Source organism: Campylobacter sp. P091, assembly GCF_002138935.1.
Classification (GTDB): Bacteria; Campylobacterota; Campylobacteria; order Campylobacterales; family Campylobacteraceae; genus Campylobacter; species Campylobacter devanensis.
In genome coordinates, this window is record NZ_MJKZ01000006.1 from 25,166 (window position 1) to 43,106 (window position 17,941).

Annotated in this window: 20 protein-coding genes; 2 read left to right on the forward strand and 18 right to left on the reverse strand. The window is 33.0% G+C overall.

Annotated features, from left to right (window positions below; genetic code table 11):
• Positions 1-47: 47 nt before the first annotated feature.
• Positions 48-1,964 (forward strand): hypothetical protein, encoded by a 1,917-nt coding sequence (locus CIGNP91_RS06665; RefSeq protein WP_086253726.1) that lies wholly within the window; start codon positions 48-50, stop codon positions 1,962-1,964.
• Positions 1,965-2,130: 166 nt separating this feature from the next.
• On the forward strand, positions 2,131-3,735 hold the full coding sequence (locus tag CIGNP91_RS06670; RefSeq protein ID WP_086253727.1) for an IS1182-like element IS1182 family transposase: 1,605 nt from the start codon (positions 2,131-2,133) through the stop codon (positions 3,733-3,735).
• A 52-nt stretch (positions 3,736-3,787) separates the two neighbouring features.
• On the opposite strand, the gene CIGNP91_RS06675 is transcribed toward CIGNP91_RS06670, so the two are convergent.
• From CIGNP91_RS06675 to CIGNP91_RS06760, 18 genes are all read right to left on the reverse strand, one after another.
• A complete protein-coding gene (locus tag CIGNP91_RS06675) occupies positions 3,788-4,579 on the reverse strand; it encodes a tRNA 2-thiocytidine biosynthesis TtcA family protein (protein ID WP_086253728.1) in 792 nt (263 codons plus the stop codon).
• Positions 4,576-5,262 carry a 5'-methylthioadenosine/adenosylhomocysteine nucleosidase gene (locus CIGNP91_RS06680; RefSeq protein WP_086253729.1) on the reverse strand — a complete coding sequence of 229 codons (687 nt, stop codon included), beginning with the start codon at positions 5,260-5,262 and terminating at the stop codon, positions 4,576-4,578. The genes CIGNP91_RS06675 and CIGNP91_RS06680 overlap by 4 nt, the downstream gene beginning before the upstream one ends.
• Complete coding sequence (fabD, locus tag CIGNP91_RS06685) at positions 5,259-6,170, reverse strand: ACP S-malonyltransferase (RefSeq protein WP_086253730.1); 912 nt, start codon at positions 6,168-6,170, stop codon at positions 5,259-5,261. The genes CIGNP91_RS06680 and fabD overlap by 4 nt, the downstream gene beginning before the upstream one ends.
• A gap of 9 nt (positions 6,171-6,179) precedes the next feature.
• Positions 6,180-6,809, reverse strand: coding sequence for an FKBP-type peptidyl-prolyl cis-trans isomerase (locus CIGNP91_RS06690; RefSeq protein WP_086233782.1), 630 nt, complete (start codon positions 6,807-6,809; stop codon positions 6,180-6,182).
• Positions 6,810-6,824: 15 nt separating this feature from the next.
• Positions 6,825-7,742 (reverse strand): hypothetical protein, encoded by a 918-nt coding sequence (locus CIGNP91_RS06695; RefSeq protein WP_086251547.1) that lies wholly within the window; start codon positions 7,740-7,742, stop codon positions 6,825-6,827.
• A gap of 13 nt (positions 7,743-7,755) precedes the next feature.
• Positions 7,756-8,238, reverse strand: a complete 483-nt coding sequence (locus CIGNP91_RS06700) for an OmpA family protein (protein WP_086253731.1) — start codon at positions 8,236-8,238, stop codon at positions 7,756-7,758.
• Between the two features lie 75 nt (positions 8,239-8,313).
• Positions 8,314-9,573, reverse strand: a complete 1,260-nt coding sequence (tolB, locus tag CIGNP91_RS06705) for a Tol-Pal system protein TolB (protein ID WP_086225061.1) — start codon at positions 9,571-9,573, stop codon at positions 8,314-8,316.
• A 2-nt stretch (positions 9,574-9,575) separates the two neighbouring features.
• A complete protein-coding gene (locus CIGNP91_RS06710) occupies positions 9,576-10,349 on the reverse strand; it encodes a TonB C-terminal domain-containing protein (RefSeq protein ID WP_086241682.1) in 774 nt (257 codons plus the stop codon).
• Positions 10,349-10,741: a biopolymer transporter ExbD gene (locus CIGNP91_RS06715; RefSeq protein WP_086225059.1), complete on the reverse strand. Its 393-nt coding sequence runs from the start codon at positions 10,739-10,741 to the stop codon at positions 10,349-10,351. The genes CIGNP91_RS06710 and CIGNP91_RS06715 overlap by 1 nt, the downstream gene beginning before the upstream one ends.
• A complete protein-coding gene (locus CIGNP91_RS06720) occupies positions 10,742-11,311 on the reverse strand; it encodes a MotA/TolQ/ExbB proton channel family protein (protein ID WP_086225058.1) in 570 nt (189 codons plus the stop codon).
• Positions 11,312-11,701, reverse strand: coding sequence for an ATP synthase F1 subunit epsilon (gene atpC / locus CIGNP91_RS06725; RefSeq protein WP_086226793.1), 390 nt, complete (start codon positions 11,699-11,701; stop codon positions 11,312-11,314).
• A 17-nt stretch (positions 11,702-11,718) separates the two neighbouring features.
• The gene (gene atpD / locus CIGNP91_RS06730; RefSeq protein WP_086225056.1) at positions 11,719-13,116 is read right to left on the reverse strand and encodes a F0F1 ATP synthase subunit beta; all 1,398 of its coding nucleotides are present in this window, start codon (positions 13,114-13,116) and stop codon (positions 11,719-11,721) included.
• A gap of 17 nt (positions 13,117-13,133) precedes the next feature.
• Positions 13,134-14,021, reverse strand: coding sequence for an ATP synthase F1 subunit gamma (atpG, locus tag CIGNP91_RS06735; RefSeq protein ID WP_086228447.1), 888 nt, complete (start codon positions 14,019-14,021; stop codon positions 13,134-13,136).
• Positions 14,022-14,030: 9 nt separating this feature from the next.
• Positions 14,031-15,548, reverse strand: coding sequence for a F0F1 ATP synthase subunit alpha (gene atpA / locus CIGNP91_RS06740; protein WP_086225054.1), 1,518 nt, complete (start codon positions 15,546-15,548; stop codon positions 14,031-14,033).
• Between the two features lie 14 nt (positions 15,549-15,562).
• Positions 15,563-16,096, reverse strand: a complete 534-nt coding sequence (locus CIGNP91_RS06745) for a F0F1 ATP synthase subunit delta (protein ID WP_086253732.1) — start codon at positions 16,094-16,096, stop codon at positions 15,563-15,565.
• Positions 16,097-16,609 (reverse strand): F0F1 ATP synthase subunit B, encoded by a 513-nt coding sequence (locus CIGNP91_RS06750; protein ID WP_086225052.1) that lies wholly within the window; start codon positions 16,607-16,609, stop codon positions 16,097-16,099. It lies immediately after the preceding gene.
• Positions 16,610-16,618: 9 nt separating this feature from the next.
• The gene (locus CIGNP91_RS06755; RefSeq protein ID WP_086225051.1) at positions 16,619-17,041 is read right to left on the reverse strand and encodes a FoF1 ATP synthase subunit B'; all 423 of its coding nucleotides are present in this window, start codon (positions 17,039-17,041) and stop codon (positions 16,619-16,621) included.
• A 62-nt stretch (positions 17,042-17,103) separates the two neighbouring features.
• On the reverse strand, positions 17,104-17,940 hold the full coding sequence (locus CIGNP91_RS06760; protein WP_086225050.1) for a ParB/RepB/Spo0J family partition protein: 837 nt from the start codon (positions 17,938-17,940) through the stop codon (positions 17,104-17,106).
• Position 17,941 lies beyond the last annotated feature (1 nt).

Consider the following 17,941-nt stretch of genomic DNA (forward strand, 5'->3'; position numbering starts at 1 on the left):
CCTAACTTTTCGGAATTTTGTTAAAATCTAAATAAAAAGGACAAAAAATGGATATAATAGTTTCAAACAGAGAAGCTGATATAAAAGAATTAAATGTAGATTTTCAAGTTTCAATTCCTTATTTTTATGCTTTATGGGAACATTTCAATGGAAGCTATGATGAATATAGCCAATATGTAAAAAGTTTAAATTTAGACTATATGTTTCAGCAAAGTGATGTAGCTGAACTATTAGAAAATGCTAATGTAATTAGAGAAACCATCATAGAAAATTTTAAAAATGGCAATATATCCTCTTTTGATAAAGAGCTACTAAATTACATTAACGCTAAGTCTTTACCAAAAATCAATGAAAATGATTTTTACAAACTTACATTTAATATATCAAATTTCGCCAATGAAGACGATAAAAAAGCTATTAAAGATATTTTTTTAGATTTAAATTCAAATTCATTTTTATGTCTTAAAAATATAGATAATGACGATTTAGAACTTTTCTATTATAAAAGAGGTATCTATAAAGAAGATGATAAATATGTTATAACAAATGCTAGAGAGCGAACAACTATAATTGAAAATTTTTCATCCGCAAAGGATAACAATTTTATCTCTGCTAAATTTATATCTGATTTTGCTTTTAAGCTTTCAAACGCTGGATTTAAGAATGATAACTTTTCTTATGAATATTTCAATGGACATAGTAAAGAACTGAAAAAAAATTCATTAGATGAGATAATGTATTACGCTAATTTAAGCATAAAAGAGAAGAAGGAAGCTTTGGAAAAAGAAAAGCTTAGCAAACAAGCTAGTGAAATTGCCAGTAAAGAGATAAAATCTGAGAATAATAGTCGTAGAAATTCATTAAAAGCTGGAAGTAACGATAAACAAATAGATAACGCATTTGCAAATATCACAATAAGAAGCAATGAAAAATCAGCTGAAAACATTACTAAACTAGATGTATCAAATGCAGAAAATGTAGAAGAAATCAGTATGAATAACAAAACTATCACTCAACAAAGTATCGATAATATCATAAAAAAAAGCTTTGAGCTTTATAGGCAAAAAGAGCGTGAAAAAACAGAACTTAGATTGAAAAAAGCCGAAAAAGATAGCGAGAATGCTTATTTTGATTTAAAGAGAAATATGCAAGAAAGCGGATCGTTAATTGACTCTTTAGACTATATAAGACAAAAATATGGGAATGAAGATACTATTCGATTTGCTAGTTTTCAATTCACACAAGATATTTTAAACTCAAAACAAAAAGATGATGAAATATCAGAGCTAAAATCTGTAGTGAAAGATCTAAATGAAAACATTAGATCCCATAACGATGTATTAGAAAAAAAAGATAATTACATAAGCGAACTAAAATCAGCAGTGGCGAAAAAAAGTGCTGAAGTTACAAGACTAAATGAAGATTTATCAAATAAACAAGAAGAGTTTCAAAGTATTTTAGAACAACAAGCCAATGATTTTACAAACAGCACAAATGCTCAAATCAATGAAATTACAGATAAATTTCAAAAACTTCTAGATGAAAGAGATGAAGCGATCGCAGAAAGTGATGATATAATAAAAGACTTTGAATTTCAGCTAGAAAAACAAAAAGAGATAAATGAGAACTTAAATCAAAAAGTCAATACTATTCCATCATTACAATCAGAAATCACATTTTTTAAAAGTGAATTAGAAAAACAAAATCAAATTAATCAAAGATTATTAGAAGAAAACTCAAGACTTAAAGCTAGTAATGAAAATGTAGAATTTTTAAAATCTCAGCTAGAAAAAAGCAACTCGCAAATTCAAATTCTAATGGAAGTCTTAAGCAACAAGCCAAATCATAGCCAAAATTATCAAGAAAATACTACAAACAAACAAAATATTACTATTGAAGAAAATAATAACAATACTAAGGATAATGATGATTTAGGCATTGAGAAAATAATCAAAAATAGATAAAATATATTGGGGCTGACCCAAAAGTAGCTCCTATATGAAAAATAGAGGTCTTTCCATTTAGATAGTAGTGGAAAGACCTCTATTTATCTTTTGAAAGTGAATACAAAAATAAAGCACACTCTGCTATAATATAGGTGATTAATCCATTTGAGAGAGGTGCTTTATCATGTATCAAAATTATACCATAAACCAACTTTGTTTGCCTATAGATCTTGAAATTAAATTAGAAGAAAATGATTTTGCTCATGCCATTGTGCAGTTTGTTGACTCTATTCCCGATGAAGTCTTTCTTCCTTATTATCAATCTATGGGTAGACCCCAATATCATCCTCGTATTCTACTTTCCATTATTCTTTGTGCCTATATTCAAGGGGTTTATTCGGGCCGCCAAATACAAAATATGCTGATAGATAGTATTCGGATGCGCTACTTATCTCAAGAGCAATTCCCTAACTTTCGTACTATTAATCGTTTTCGCGTTCATCCGATTATGAACGATATTCTAGATCATTCATTTGTTCAATTTCGTGAGCTACTGGTTCAAAGTGGCTTAATCAGTGGCAGTGCTCTATACATTGATGGTACAAAAATTGAAGCGGATGCGAATAAATACTCTTTCGTTTGGAAAAAAAGTATTTTAAAGTATAAGGATAGCCTTGATCAAAAAGCCCTTGAAAACTACCAACAAATGGTGGAAACAAAAATCTTACCTGAGTTAATAGATGATTTAAAGGATGAACTTTCTATAGAAGAGATTGAAAGGATTCGTCAATCTTTGGAAGAAAAGGAAAATCAATTAATTGAAGCGATTGACCAAACCGAAACAGTAGAAGAACGAAAATTACTTCGTAAAGAAAAATCTGAAGTTCATAAGCAGAAGAAGCGATTCGATGATTTTGCCCAAAGAAAAATGAGCTACGAAGAACAATTAGTGATTATGGGTGTACGCAATAGTTTCTCAAAGACGGATCATGACGCTACTTTTATGCGAATGAAAGAAGATCACATGCTTAATGGCCAACTAAAACCAGGTTATAATATTCAACTTGCGACAGAAAATCAATTTGCTCTTGCTTATGATTGTTATCCAAATCCAACAGATACACGAACATTTATCCCATTTCTTGAAAAGATTGAATCAAAAATAGGTTTACCAGAAAATATTGTCGCAGATGCCGGTTATGCAAGTGAAGAAAATTATTGTTATGTGTTAGACGAAACAGAATCCACCCCCATCATTCCGCATCAAGGTTACTTAAAAGAGAAGAAACGCGCCCATAAACAAAATCAGTTTCATCGAGATAATTGGACTTACAACGAGTTGGATGATTACTATATTTGTCCCAATCAGAAAAGAGTAGTGTTCTCACATTATTCACAACGTAAAGATAGAAATGGATTTATTCGAAACTTCAAAATCTATGAATGTGAAGATTGTACAGGATGTCCATTGAGAGAGAAATGTACCAAAGCAAAAGAAGGAAAAAATCGACGTTTGAATATTAATCCAACCTGGGAATATATAAAAATAAAAGCGAATGAAAAGATAGAAAGCAAAGAAACAGCCTCATACTATGCGCAGCGAAAGATAGATGTCGAAACAGTTTTTGGAAACATTAAACAAAATATGAAATTTAAAAGATTCCATGTCCGAGGAGCTGAAAAAATTTTTAAGGAAATGGGACTTGTATTTCTTGCGCACAATTTTAGGAAATTAGTAACTAGAGTAAGGAAATATGAGGGAAAAACAATCATACAAAACCAAATATAGGGGGAAAATCCTCTATATTTCATCCAAAAAAAACAAAAATCGAAGACATCTTTCACGGGTGCCTTCGATTTTTTGGTTCAAAAGGGACTAATGGGTCAGCCCCATTAACCTTAAAAAATGTATCTAAATGTATATTTTCAAAAGCAGCTTGCAAACTTACAAATAGTTTTGGATTTTGCTTTTCAAGAGTAGCTAAAAGCTCTTTAGTTTCAGCTCTTGCATGTGGCATTTTAACATCAAACCTCATAGCAGGACACGCCTCATCACCAATTACTCTAAGCTCATTTCTAGTAGCATTATCACGCAATTGACGCTCACGCACATTAATAAGCGGTCTAATCACTATCACGCCATTTTTAGCAGTATATTTTGGTGCTAGAGTTCTCATAGCTCCATTGTATGTAAAATTCATAAAAAAACTCTCTACAGCATCATCTAAATGATGTCCAATAGCAAGCTTATTAAACCCATTAGCTAGTGCATATGTATAGAGATATCCTCGTCTCATACGACTAAAAAAGCTGCAAAAACTTGAGTTTTTACGAATTTTATCTTTACTAATCTCAAATATAGAGCTATCAATTACGCTGTGTTTGATTCCATGAGCATTGCAATGCTGGGTTAAATATTCATAATTTTCACCCATTCCATAGCTTAGCGTTACTGCTTCAAATTCAAATTTATCAGGGGTTACATTTTGAAAATGCTTAAGAATATGTGCCAAACTAAGGCTATCTTTACCACCGCTTAAACCCAGTAAAATCTTATCGCCTTTTTCAAACATCTTATACTTAGCGTTAGTTTGGCCAACTTGTCTAATTAATTTTTTGCTTAGTTCTATCATATATTTTTTACCATTTCTAAAACAAATTTAGCCGATTTATCTGCTGCTTGAGTTAAAAATGTATCAAAATCAACCTCTGCTTTACCGCCAGCTTCATCGCTAATAGCTCTAAGCATACAAAATCCAACACCAAGAGCAGCACAAACTTGAGCAACGCTTGCCCCTTCCATCTCAACTGCATCAGCTTTAAAAGTAGATTTTAACCACTCTTTTTTTTCTTCATTGCAGATAAATTGATCGCCAGTAGCAACTACTCCACCAATTAAACCAATACCTAAAGAATCAGCCACCTTTTTAGCTACGCTATTTAACTTCTCGTCGCTATTTTCAAAAATATTAATTCCAGGCACATAACCATGTGGATGTCCAAAAGCTGTAATATCTAAATCATGTTGAGCTGTAGTAGTGGCATATAGCATATCACCGATCTTTAAATTTTCATTTAAAGCACCAGCAACGCCAGTAAATATCAGCTTTTCGCAACCAAATTTTTCAACTAAAATTATTGCAGTTAAAGCTGCATTGACTTTTCCAATCTTTGAATAGGCTATTACTAATTCATGATTGCCACACTGTGCTTTATAAAATGAATTTCTAGCATGATCAATCTTTTGATAATTACCAACTGCTTTTAGCAAAAACTCAATCTCTTCACTCATAGCCCCAAGGATAGCAATTCTCATCTTAACGCCTCTAAAGCTTCATTGAGTGAGCTTAAATTTGTGATACTATATGTTGGTTTATCGCAGATTTTTTTATTCATTCCTTTTAATACGCTTGCACCAAATTCAATAAAACAATCAACCTTATCAACATAATTTTTTACACTATTTTGATATAAAACTGGGCTAGTTAATTGAAGTTTTAATAATTCTAAAGCCTCTTTTTTAGTAGTATAAGTCTTGGCTGTAACATTTGAAATTACTGGCGCAAACTCTTCACTTAGTAAATTTTCAAGCTCATTGGCAAGCTTTATACTAGCATTTTGAAGCAAAGGACAGTGACTTGCTACACTCATATCAAGCAGCATTGCTCTTTTGGCTCCAGCAGATTTAAACTCATCTACAGTTGCTTGAAGATCACCTTTGATACCAGCTACTACTATTTGACCATCACAGTTATAATTTGCTGCCCAAATTTGTTTATTACTATTTTTACAGATCTCTTCAACTTTTTCATTGCTAAGACCTAAAATCACCATCATTCCAGCGCCAATTTCTGCACAATCTTGAGCCATAAATTTACCACGCAAATTTACAACCTTAATAGCATCTAAAGGTTTAATTGCTCCACTTACACTAAGAGCGCTAAACTCACCTAAAGAGTGTCCAAAGCTAAGCTCTGGTTTCAAATTTAATTGACTTTTAAACGCTTCAAAACACATTAATGAATTTAACACAATTGCTGGCTGAGTAAATTCAGACTCACCAAGCTTATCATTTGGCTCAAAAAGCAAGGATTTAAAATCAATCCCACAATGCTGACTAGCACTATCTAATAGCTCCTTAGCACTGCTAAATTCATTATATATTTCCTGCCCCATACCAATACTTTGTGAGCCTTGACCAGGGAAAATAAAAGCTACTCTCATATCAAACTCTTAGTGGTGTTTACCGCAGCATCCGCCACCATTTTCATCATGGTGAGCACCATTGCAACACTCATCTTCATCATCATGATGATGATGACCATGACCACCGCAACCACCATGACCACCACAGCCGCCATGTCCATGATGATGTTCATGACTATGACCACCACAACCACATACATGTGGCATAGCTACAACACCTGTTAGCTCCTCATCAGCATCAGCATCTCTATTTTCTGTAATCTGTACATTAAATTCCAAATCTTTACCAGCGTATGGGTGATTAAAATCTACAGTTACATCATTTTCACCGATAGCTTTTACAGTTACACGAACTGTGCTACCATCTTCTCCTTCGCCAAAAAGCTCCATTCCGATATTTAAATCAATTCCTGCAAACTGCTCTTTAGGAAGTACTTGCAAAGCGTTTTCATCATATTCGCCTACGCCTTGGCTAACTGGAATTTTAATTGTAGCTTTTTGACCAACTTCTAAATTTAAAACACCACTCTCAAGTGCTTCTAAAACTTGATTTTTACCACTTACAAATGCAATCTCTTGACCACCTATATTTGATTCTAAAAGTTCGCCACTATTAGCATCTTTTAGCTCATAAAACATTTTAATAACTTTTGACATATCTCTCTCCTAAAATTATTTTCTATCAGGCGCAGCTTTTGCCTCTGCGCTATCTGGGTAGGCTTGCTTTAATGCTTTATAAAATTTATTAGCACTTTTTATATCGCCTATTTTATCAAAACTAATTGCTGTATGATACAATAGCTTTGGCATATAATTACCCTTTTGGCTAATTGCTACACTCTTTTCATAATATGGTACGGCAGTTTTATAACTTTTGTTAAAATATTCAATCTCGCCAAGCATAAAATTTGAGTAGGCTGGCTTATAGTTTTTACTAATTAAATGAGTGAAACACTCGCTAGCTTTTTTATATTCCTTAGCTTTATAGGCCTTATCAGCCATTATTAAAATCTCAGAAGCTGGCATATCATCAAGTTTTAAATTTGATTTTGTCTCTTTATTTTGAGATGTTTGCTCTTTAACTTCTTTGTTTACAGCTTTTTTATCTTCAGATTTTGTTTGAGCTTTTGGCTCAGCAGTTGAAGTCTCTTGATGTTTGCTATCTATTAAAGCAGTTAGCTCACCAAGTGCTTTAGTGATATTTTTAATATCTTCATCATGCTTAGTTTTGTTTGCTTTGATTTGTGATTTTAAATTTGATATATCTTTGGCGGTAGTAGTTTTTTGCAAATTTAGGCTATTTTCTAGCTGAGTTACTCTACTTTCAATTGCTAAAATTCGCTGATTTATACCATCTAAAAGGCTTTTAACACCTTCGATATTCTCCTGAGCTAGAGCCACATCAGATTGCATTGAGCCTATATTTTGATCTAGTCTATCTACCTTTTTTTTATTATTTAATAAAACCTTTTCACTTTCTGTAAGGCCATATGGATTTTCTTTATTTATATTACCTGCATCGAATACTGAAACTTCAGCAAATATAGAAGTTGCAACCAAAACGGCTGCAACATGGATAAATTTTTTCATTTATTAGATAAAATTATGGAAGTAGTCTAAATTCATCACGACGATTTTGGGCATCGCAAGATTTTGTTTTTTCAGTACATACAGGTTTGCTCTCACCATTGCTGGTAATTTCGATTCTATCTGCGGCGATACCTTGTGCTATTAAAGCATCTTTAGCAGCTTTTGCTCTTTTTACACCTAAAGCGTAGTTATACTCATCACTACCCCACTCATCACAGTTGCCTTCTACCATTACTTTGTAGTTGCCAGCTTGATTAAAAATAGAAGCGTTTTGATTAATTACGCTTTGCATATCTGGACGAATGCTAAATTTATCAAAATCAAAATATACATTTTGAACTTGAGCTTGTAATGAATTTAATCTCTCAGCAGCGCTGATAACACCTTGATTAGCTTTATTTGCGTCTGCACTCATATCTACCTCTGGAGATTTTGAGCTACAACCAGCCATAAATAGAGCCGCAGCAACAGTAGAAACTAGGACTATTTTTTTCATCTCATTCCTTTTTAAAAAAATTTTGGGCGAATTATAGCATAAATATTCAAATTTTAGATATAAATTTAATATTTATTACCAATCAATTGACTGTAATTTACCAATTTTTAAAGGGAACTGAAAACTGCGGTTTTCATGAACCCTGATAATTCCAACCAAACTACTTCCATTAATATTTTTGATAAATACAATGCTTCCACCATCACTAGAAAATCTTGGATAAGTATTAACTCCGCCTGCTGTAAGTTGTCTAATATAGTCGCTTTTTGTTGAAATTAAATATAAATTAAAAGTCTTTTGCTCATATTCATTTGCACTCTCACGACTTGAATATACCACATAATTATCAAAAGTACTAATTGAGTTATTATTTTTACCATGGAATACCATCTGTTCAACTAACCCATTGCCATCAAGACTAGTAGAAAATATATTTGGATATCCCATTCTATCACTGACAAATACTACTTTAGTATCATTATCTACAAAATTACCGTTGACATCGATTCCACTAAATGTAGTAATTCGTTTTAAGTTTTTAGTAAATATATCATATAGATAGATATCACTTTGATCATTTGGTGCCATTGTTAAAAGCAATTTAGTACCATCACGACTGACATCGCTTGCTACAATCATACCGCTACTTTGAATGATTTTACTCTTTTGTTTAGTATGTAAATCAAATTTAAAAAGAGTCGGAGTTAAATTTACATAAGATGTGTAATAAAAAGCACTTTGATCATCATTTGCCCATTTTGGAAAGATATTTAATCCACCGCTAATTATAATTTTTTGATATGTAAGCGTATAATCTGCTACTACAATATTGCTCTTGCCAGGTGTTGTATATTGAGAGAATATAATGGATTTATCCATCCACTCAATTGGGGATAAATTTAGATTTCTAGCAAGTTCTACAATGCTTTTATGCGCTAAAAATGGAAATTTATCCACGCTTTGGATATACTCACCACTAAATCTTATCTGATTATTTTTAGCATTTAACACCTTAACTTTTAGACTTAATTGATTGCCTAACTGAGTTAGAGCATATCTGTATATCAAATCAGCATTTTGCTCGCTAGTAAGGATTGCGCTATCATTAAAATCACTAGTATAATACTTATCTAAGACCTCAAATGCTGAACCAACTTTTAAATCCCCTACGATAAGCTTAAAAAATTTATCTTGTAATGCTCTATTGCCAAAATTTTGCGTAGCATCTTGAACTATAATTTTTGGCAATACAAGCCCCTTATTTACAATATCGACTCTACCATCTGCAGCTATTAATCCAATGCAGATCATAAGTAACAAAAATAGCTTTTTCACTTTTACTCCGTTTCTATTAAATCAATTAAATTTATATCCAATACAGTAGCATCTTTACTAGGTGGAACTGGGAAATCTATGGCTTTTAACTGCTCTAAAAACTCCCTAACCTTGCTATTAAATGCACTATTTAATGAATACTCGTCTATATGATAGCTTAGTTTTCCAAATTTATCTATAATAATTTTAACCTTAGCATTATTGTTTGTATCTGCTTTATAGCGCACCCATCTATTTTGAATAATCTCTACTATATCGCCCATATATTTATTATATACGCCTGTCATTGATGATTTTGGTGCTTTTTTATCTATATCTTTTTGGAGCGAAGCGATAATATCAGCTGCACTTTTTGAATTAGATTTTGTCTCGCTTTTAGCATTACTTTGAACGGCTTGAGTTGTCTGTGGAGTAATATCTATAGGTGCAGCCTCGCTAAAAAGATCGCTTAAATTTACACTTGGTATATCTTGTTTTTGTGACACAATATCTTTATTTGTTGTCTCTTGTTTTAATTCTAAAGGTGGTTCTACTTGCTTTTTAATTATAAATTCTTCTATTTTTTGTTCATTTTGCTCAGGCGCTTTGATACTTTGACTAATATCTGATTCTACTACAAAAACATCCATAAATGCGTCTTTGTCATTTGTATATTTTATGCTCTCTTCATATCTACTGAGTTTAAAAAATATAAAAAATATAATGAAAAAATATAATATTACAGAACACCAAAAAGCGCCTGTAGTGTTATATGAGATTCCAAATTTACTATTCATTAACCATTTGTTTCTAAGGCAACCTTAGAAAAACCTGCATTTTTCATACTTTTTAAAACAAACATAACATCATCATATATAAGTCTCTTATCAGCTTTTATATATACTGGTGAATTTTTATCATACTTTTTAGATAATAATACTAAATTATCGCTAAGTTCATTTAAAGACATTTTAGATTGATCAATATATACTTGTCTTTGACTATCAATTCTAACTGTTAAACTTTTTAATTCTTGGCTTAATACTTTAGATTTTGAACCATCTGGCAAACTAATTTGCTCTTCATAAATAATAGCTGGTGTTGTTACCATTAAAATAGCTAATAGCACCAGCATAATATCAACTAAAGGGGTAATATTTAGTTCTGGATTTTCATCAAAATTTATCATCTATTTACTACTAAGCAATAAATTTGTTTCTCTTTGTATAAGACTTATTAATTCATAAGCTTTACGTTTAATCAATAGATTAAAACTATAAGCTGGAATAGCTACAAATATTCCACAACCAGTAGCAACTAAAGCTTCTGAAATAGCTGGCGCAATAACTGAAAGAGATGCTGCACCACCACCTTGACCAAGTGCTGCAAATGTCTCTAATATACTAATAACAGTCCCAAAAAGCCCTATAAATGGTGAAGTAGATGCGATAATTGCAAGAGCTGTAAGGCCACTTGTAGAGTTAGTTTGAGCTAGTGATATAAAGACTTCTAGACGTTCTTTGCTTAAATTTGATTGTGGGCATTTTTTTAAAACTGAATCTGTATTTTCAAGCTTATTTCCAAGCAAGATCGCCTCCAAAGATTGCTTCTCTCTTTTAATCCAGCGATTAAGTCCATTATATCTTGAGAATAAAATAGTAAAACTAATAACAAAGTAGAGTGACAACCACGCAAGAACGACGATTGTCACCAAGCTACTTTTAGATAAATAACTTATAAGAAGTTCTATAGACTCCACTTATCTAACCCTTACTGAACTATCAATCTTAGATAATGCAGTAGCTAAGATTCCATTGCTATCATGCATTTTTCTTACAAGAGCTTTAGCGTTTTCTATAGATTTAGCAATCTCACTTTCGCTATTACCACTTACATGTACAGCACCATCAACTAAGATGCTAATTTTGTTTTCATCGATCTTAGCATAGCCCCAATCAATAGCAACTGCGTCATGACTTCCATCTAGATTTTCTATATCTACTACGCCAATTTTAAGCAAGGAAACCAAAGAGGCGTGGCCTGGCAAAACGCCAAACTCGCCATCTGCACCAGGAAGGACTACCATTTTAGCATCATTAGAAAATATTAGCCCTTCTGGGGTGACTATTTCTAAATGTATTGTATTCATATAGCTTCCTTTTTGGCTTACGATTTCATCTTTTCAGCTTTAGCGATAGCCTCATCAATATTTCCTACCATGTAAAATGCATTTTCAGGTAGGTGATCATATTTACCTTCTAAAATACCTTTAAATCCAGCGATTGTCTCTTCTAGACTTACATATTTACCAGGACTACCTGTAAATACTTCTGCAACGAAGAATGGCTGAGATAGATATTTTTCAATTTTTCTAGCTCTATCGACAGTTAATTTATCTTCTTCGCTTAGCTCATCCATACCTAAAATTGCAATAATATCTTGCAAGTCTTTATATTTTTGCAATACTGCTTGAACGCCACGAGCAATTCTATAGTGTTCTTCACCTAAAATTTGTGGATCTAGCATTCTAGATGTTGAATCTAGTGGATCAACCGCTGGATAAATACCTTTTTCAGCAATGGCTCTATTAAGAACTGTAGTAGCATCAAGGTGAGCAAAAACAGTCGCAGGAGCTGGGTCAGTAAGGTCATCTGCAGGTACATAAACAGCTTGAACTGATGTGATAGAACCTTTTTTAGTTGATGTAATTCTCTCTTGTAATTTACCCATTTCACTAGCAAGTGTAGGTTGATAACCAACCGCACTTGGAATACGTCCAAGAAGTGCTGACATTTCTGAACCTGATTGAGAGAATCTAAAAATATTATCAATAAACATAAGAACATCTAGTCCCATCTCATCACGGAAATACTCAGCCATTGTTAGACCAGTTAAAGCAATTCTGTTTCTTGCCCCTGGTGGCTCGTTCATTTGACCATAGCATAGGGCAACTTTATCTAAAACGCCCGATTCTTTCATTTCATTATAAAGGTCGTTACCTTCACGAGTTCTCTCACCAACACCAGCAAATACTGAGTAACCACTATGTTTGAATGCAACATTATGAATAAGTTCCATAATAATAACTGTTTTACCAACGCCAGCACCACCAAATAGACCTACCTTACCACCTTTTGCATATGGAGCTAGAAGGTCAACAACTTTAATACCAGTTTCAAAGATTTCACTTTTTGTGCTTTGCTCTTCAAATGGAGGCGGATCTCTATGGATAGACCATCTATTGTCAAATTTTTCTTCAGCACCTTCGTCTATTAAATCGCCTACAACATTAAAAATTCTACCAAGAACTTTTTCACCAACAGGTACACTAATAGGTGCGCCTAAAGCCGTAGCCTCTAGACCACGAGTTAGACCCTCACTCATATCCATAGCAATTGTTCTAACTCTATTATCTCCTAGATGTGCAGCAGTTTCTAATACTAGCTTATGCGTATTACCTTCAACAGTAAAATTTACTTCAATAGCTTCGTTAATTTTAGGTAAGTAGTCTTTGAAATCAACATCAACTACAGGACCCATAACTTGGCTAATTACACCTTTCATTATTACTCCTTATAAATTTACTTCATACTCTCAACGCCACTTATAATCTCTATAAGCTCTGTTGTGATACTCTCTTGTCTTGCTTTATTATAGGCAAGATTTAACTCTTTTACTCTAGCTTTAGCATTATTTGTTGCATTATCCATAGCCTGCATTCTAGCACTATGTTCAGCCGCCAAAGAGTCAATAAGAGCATAATACATACTATACTCAAAATACTTTCTCATAAGCTCATCAAGTATTCTCTCATCATGTTCCGGCTCAAAGTCCATAAGTGAACTATGCAATTGATTATCTTCAATCACTGGTGGTTCAACTGGAACTATGGTATTTACTCTTAGTTCTTGAGAAATCATATTTTTATAGCCATTATGAACTAAAATAACTTTATCAGTTACTCCAGCTACAAAATCAGCAATAGCTACTTTAATAACCTCTTGAGCTTTCTCATATGTAGGTGCTGAACTTACGCCGCGGTAACTTTCTAAAATCTCAATACCTTGGAAATTGAAAAATTCAATACCTTTTTTACCCACAGCTCTTAAGCGAACTTTAACTTTTTTAGATTTAAACTCATCTATCATATTTCTTACAGCTTTAATAGTTGAGATATTAAAACCTCCACAAAGACCTTTATCAGCAGTAACAAAAATTATATCAACCTTTTCTACCTTAGCCTCTGTATCAAAAAATTTATTACCTTCGCCAACGATTTTAAACTTATTAATCTCATAAGCTATCTCGCTTAAGACCTCATTGATCTTTAGAGCATAAACACGAGAATGGCGAGCTGCCTCTTCTGCTTTTTTTAATTTCGCAGTAGAGACGAGCTTCATCGCCTTTGTAGTTTTTTGCGTGTTTTGTACGCTCTTGATCTTTCTTTTAATATCCTTTAAATTTGACATATTTTAGCCTTATTCAGCGCTAAATATTGCTTTAAATTCATTTAATGCTTTATCTAGTGCCTCTTCGATATCTTTATCAAGCGCTTTTTTGTTACGAATTTGTTCAAAAATATCTGGGTATTTAGCCTCGATATATGGATAAAGCTCAGCTTCAAATTTAGTAACAGCAGACACTGGAAGATCGTCTAAATATCCATTGCTTCCTGCAAAAATAATTACAACTTGATTTTCAACTGGAAGCGGGCTGTATGGTGGTTGTTTTAGAACTTCAACCATTCTTTGACCACGCTCTAATTGCTTACGGCTACTCTCATCTAGATCACTTGCAAATTGAGCAAATGCTTGTAATTCACGGTATTGAGCTAGGTCTAGTCTTAGAGTACCAGATACTTTTTTGATAGCTTTAATTTGTGCAGCACCTCCAACACGAGATACAGATAGACCGACATTAATTGCTGGGCGGATACCTGAGTTAAATAGATCACTCTCAAGGAAAATTTGACCATCTGTAATAGAGATAACATTGGTTGGAATATAAGCTGAAACGTCGCCAGCTTGAGTTTCAATAATAGGCAATGCTGTTAAGCTTCCTGCTCCTAGTTTATCACTTAGCTTGCTTGCTCTTTCAAGTAGTCTTGAGTGTAGATAGAATACGTCACCTGGATAAGCTTCACGACCTGGTGGACGGCGAAGAATAAGTGACATCTCACGATATGCAACAGCATGTTTGCTTAAATCATCATAAATAATAAGCGCATGACGAGAATTATCACGGAAATATTCACCCATTGTTACACCAGCATACGGTGCTAAATATTGTAAAGCAGCTGCATCGCTAGCACTTGCATTTACAACAATTGTATAGTCCATAGCGCCATATTCTTCAAGTTTTTTAACAACTTGGGCTACTGTTGATTGTTTTTGACCAATTGCTACATAAATACAAATTACATCTTGACCTTTTTGGTTGATAATTGTATCAGTTGCAACTGTAGTTTTACCAGTTTGACGGTCACCAATAATAAGCTCTCTTTGACCTCTACCAATTGGCACAAGAGCATCAATCGCCTTAATACCTGTTTGAAGTGGCTCATGAACAGATTTTCTAGCCATAATGCCTTTAGCTTTTTCTTCAATAAATCTAGTCTCAGTAGCATCAATTGTACCTTTACCATCAATTGGCTCTCCTAAGGCATTTACAACACGACCAATAAGTGCATCACCTACTGGAACTCTAAGAAGTCTACCAAGTCTTTTTACGCTACTTCCTTCTTTAATATCATTACAACCACCCAAAACAACAACACCAACGCTGCTCTCTTCTAGGTTTAGCGCCATACCTTTTTGACCATTTTCAAATTCAACCATCTCGCCAGCCATGACATTTTTAAGACCATAAACATTTGCCACGCCATCAGCGACTGATATAACCTTGCCAGTCTCTTCAATATTAACGCTAAGATCAAAGTTTTCTATGCGTTCTTTGATGATACTGCTAATCTCATCAGCTTTTAACTTAACACTCACGCTTTTACTCCTTATTAAATTACTTTTAATATATATTCGCTCATTTGAGCTTTTAATCTATCGATTGAAAAACTAACTTCAACACCTAAATCGTCAATCTCAATTTTAATGCCATTAAATTCGTTTTTTACAGTTTGAAATTCAATATTTACATCAAATTTCTTAGAAAATTTCTGCTCCAACTCACTCTTTTGAGCTTCGCTTAACTCGATATTTCCAGAGATTAAACCTTTAAATTTACCATCTCTTAAAGCTTTTTGATATTCAAATTCTCTTGCAATTTCTGGAATTAAGTGTAATCTACCTCTATGGCTTAAAAGCATTAAGAAATTAGCAAGTTTTTCATTTTTATTATCTTTAACTAAAGTTAGCAAAAACTCAACCTTAGACTTCGCATCAATGATTGGCGAGTCTATTATGTAGTTAAATTTATCTAGGCCAAACGCAGCAGCTAACTTACTAATCTCGTCACTTACTCTATTAAATTCATCAGCGTCTAAAGCTAAAATTAGTGCTTTTACATATTTTTTGGCTACTATTTCTCTCATTTAGCTCACCTTTTTCATAATAAGATTGATAAGCTCATTTTGATCTATTTTCATAGCATCACTTGCAAATAGCTCATCTAAAACTTCGCTAACTACGGCTCTAACAAGCTTTCTTTCTTCAAAGTCTTTTTGTTCTTCATAACTTTTTTCTAAGATAGCAATCTCATTTTGAGTATCTTTTTCTATCTTAACTAACATGATTTCTATCTCTTTTTTAACAGCTTGAGTTAAGTCATTTGCAATAACTTTAGCATTTTCTACCTTTTTGGCAGCCTCTTCTTTTTTAGCATTTGAGGCTTTTAGCTTCTCTTGAATAGCGTTTAATCTATTTGCAATAGCGTTAATTCTGCCATGATATGCAGCTTTAACTGGCTTAGCTATTAAGTAGTAGAGTATAGCAAAGAATATAACAAAGTTAATCACCCTAGGAATGATATCATACTCACCGCTTCCGCTACCAGCACCAAAAGCAAGCATTGGAGCTGCTAATAATAGGATAAATTTAATATTCATACAAATCTCCTACATTTTTGATAAAGAACCAGCAAGGGTACTTTTTAATTCTGGAATTTTAGCGGTTAAATTAGATTTTAACTCAGCTTTTCTATCGGCAAGTCCAGCCATAAAGCTGTCAAAATCAGCTTCTAAACTCTCTTTTTTGATAGCAACTTTAGTAGCTGCTCTCTCTTTAGCTTCACTTAAAGCAGCATGCTTTTTAGCCTGAGCTTCAGCTCTAGCATCACCTATGATCTTCTCTATTTGGGCTTCGTAATTTCCAGTATCGCTAGCATTTTTACTAACGCTCTCTTCATCATTTTTGATAGATTTATTTCTATCATCAATGAAACCAAGCAAAGGCTTGTAGAGAATGGAATTTAGCACAAAGATAAGCCCTAAAAAGATCACTAATGTAATCAGCAACAACGGCGGATCTATCTGTAGCATCGGTTCTCCTTATGTAATTTCATTAAACTAATCGAGTATTTTACAATATTAAAAAATAAATTCTACTGAATTTTTTGAATTATTTTTATCATATTATCGATTTTTTTACTATCATTTAAATTTAAAGTAATTTTTTGCCCGTTTATTTTACATTTTATTCCAAGTTCTTCAATTAAATCTTTAAGCAAATTTAAATTTTTTCTATCCTCAAAATCTATCCTTGGTCTGCTTTGATTGCTATTTTTAAGTCTTTTTACTAAATTTTCAGTATCTCTTACGCTAAGCTTTTGCCCCATTATACTATCAGCTACTAGTTTTTGATTATCTTTATTTAGACCAACCATAATCTTAGCATGACCTTGAGTAATTTTACCCTCATCTATTAACTCTTTAGTATGTTCATCAAGCCCTAAAAGTCTTAGAGTATTGGTTATTTGCGTTCTGCTTTTTTTAACAATAGACGCTAAAGCCTCTTGGGTAATTTTATATTCATTAATTAGCTCTTGATATGCATTTGCTAGTTCAATTGGGCTTAAATTCTCTCTTTGGATATTCTCAATTAGTGCTAATTCTCTTAAATTTTTATCGCCGATATTTGCGACGATTGCTTTGATTTTATCCTCTCCTAAAAGTTTAGTAGCCCTTAAACGCCTTTCGCCAGCAATTAGTGTAAAATTATCACCCTTTCTAATAACAATAATTGGCTGAATTAGCCCGTGACGCTCGATACTTTGACTAAGTTCTCTTAATGATTCATCGCTAAAATTTCGTCTAGGCTGAAACGGATTTGGCTCAATTCTATCAATTTCAATATCAGCTACTAACTCTTTGTGTAATTCCTTATTATATGCTTGCTCAACATCACCTAAGATGGAGTCTAATCCTCTACCAAGTGCCATA

Bases quoted from the DNA above. Each gene is read 5' to 3' on its own strand.
- CIGNP91_RS06670 (WP_086253727.1), top strand. From the start codon at position 2,131: ATGTATCAAAATTATACCATAAACCAACTTTGTTTGCCTATAGATCTT.
- fabD (WP_086253730.1), bottom strand. From the start codon at position 6,170: ATGAGAGTAGCTTTTATTTTCCCTGGTCAAGGCTCACAAAGTATTGGT.
- CIGNP91_RS06710 (WP_086241682.1), bottom strand. From the start codon at position 10,349: ATGAATAGTAAATTTGGAATCTCATATAACACTACAGGCGCTTTTTGG.
- CIGNP91_RS06690 (WP_086233782.1), bottom strand. From the start codon at position 6,809: ATGTCAAAAGTTATTAAAATGTTTTATGAGCTAAAAGATGCTAATAGT.
- CIGNP91_RS06760 (WP_086225050.1), bottom strand. From the start codon at position 17,940: ATGGCACTTGGTAGAGGATTAGACTCCATCTTAGGTGATGTTGAGCAA.
- atpD (WP_086225056.1), bottom strand. From the start codon at position 13,116: ATGAAAGGTGTAATTAGCCAAGTTATGGGTCCTGTAGTTGATGTTGAT.
- CIGNP91_RS06675 (WP_086253728.1), bottom strand. From the start codon at position 4,579: ATGATAGAACTAAGCAAAAAATTAATTAGACAAGTTGGCCAAACTAAC.
- CIGNP91_RS06680 (WP_086253729.1), bottom strand. From the start codon at position 5,262: ATGAGAATTGCTATCCTTGGGGCTATGAGTGAAGAGATTGAGTTTTTG.
- CIGNP91_RS06715 (WP_086225059.1), bottom strand. From the start codon at position 10,741: ATGATAAATTTTGATGAAAATCCAGAACTAAATATTACCCCTTTAGTT.
- CIGNP91_RS06695 (WP_086251547.1), bottom strand. From the start codon at position 7,742: ATGAAAAAATTTATCCATGTTGCAGCCGTTTTGGTTGCAACTTCTATA.
- CIGNP91_RS06745 (WP_086253732.1), bottom strand. From the start codon at position 16,096: ATGAGAGAAATAGTAGCCAAAAAATATGTAAAAGCACTAATTTTAGCT.
- atpC (WP_086226793.1), bottom strand. From the start codon at position 11,701: ATGAATACAATACATTTAGAAATAGTCACCCCAGAAGGGCTAATATTT.
- CIGNP91_RS06750 (WP_086225052.1), bottom strand. From the start codon at position 16,609: ATGAATATTAAATTTATCCTATTATTAGCAGCTCCAATGCTTGCTTTT.
- CIGNP91_RS06755 (WP_086225051.1), bottom strand. From the start codon at position 17,041: ATGCTACAGATAGATCCGCCGTTGTTGCTGATTACATTAGTGATCTTT.
- CIGNP91_RS06665 (WP_086253726.1), top strand. From the start codon at position 48: ATGGATATAATAGTTTCAAACAGAGAAGCTGATATAAAAGAATTAAAT.
- CIGNP91_RS06700 (WP_086253731.1), bottom strand. From the start codon at position 8,238: ATGAAAAAAATAGTCCTAGTTTCTACTGTTGCTGCGGCTCTATTTATG.
- atpG (WP_086228447.1), bottom strand. From the start codon at position 14,021: ATGTCAAATTTAAAGGATATTAAAAGAAAGATCAAGAGCGTACAAAAC.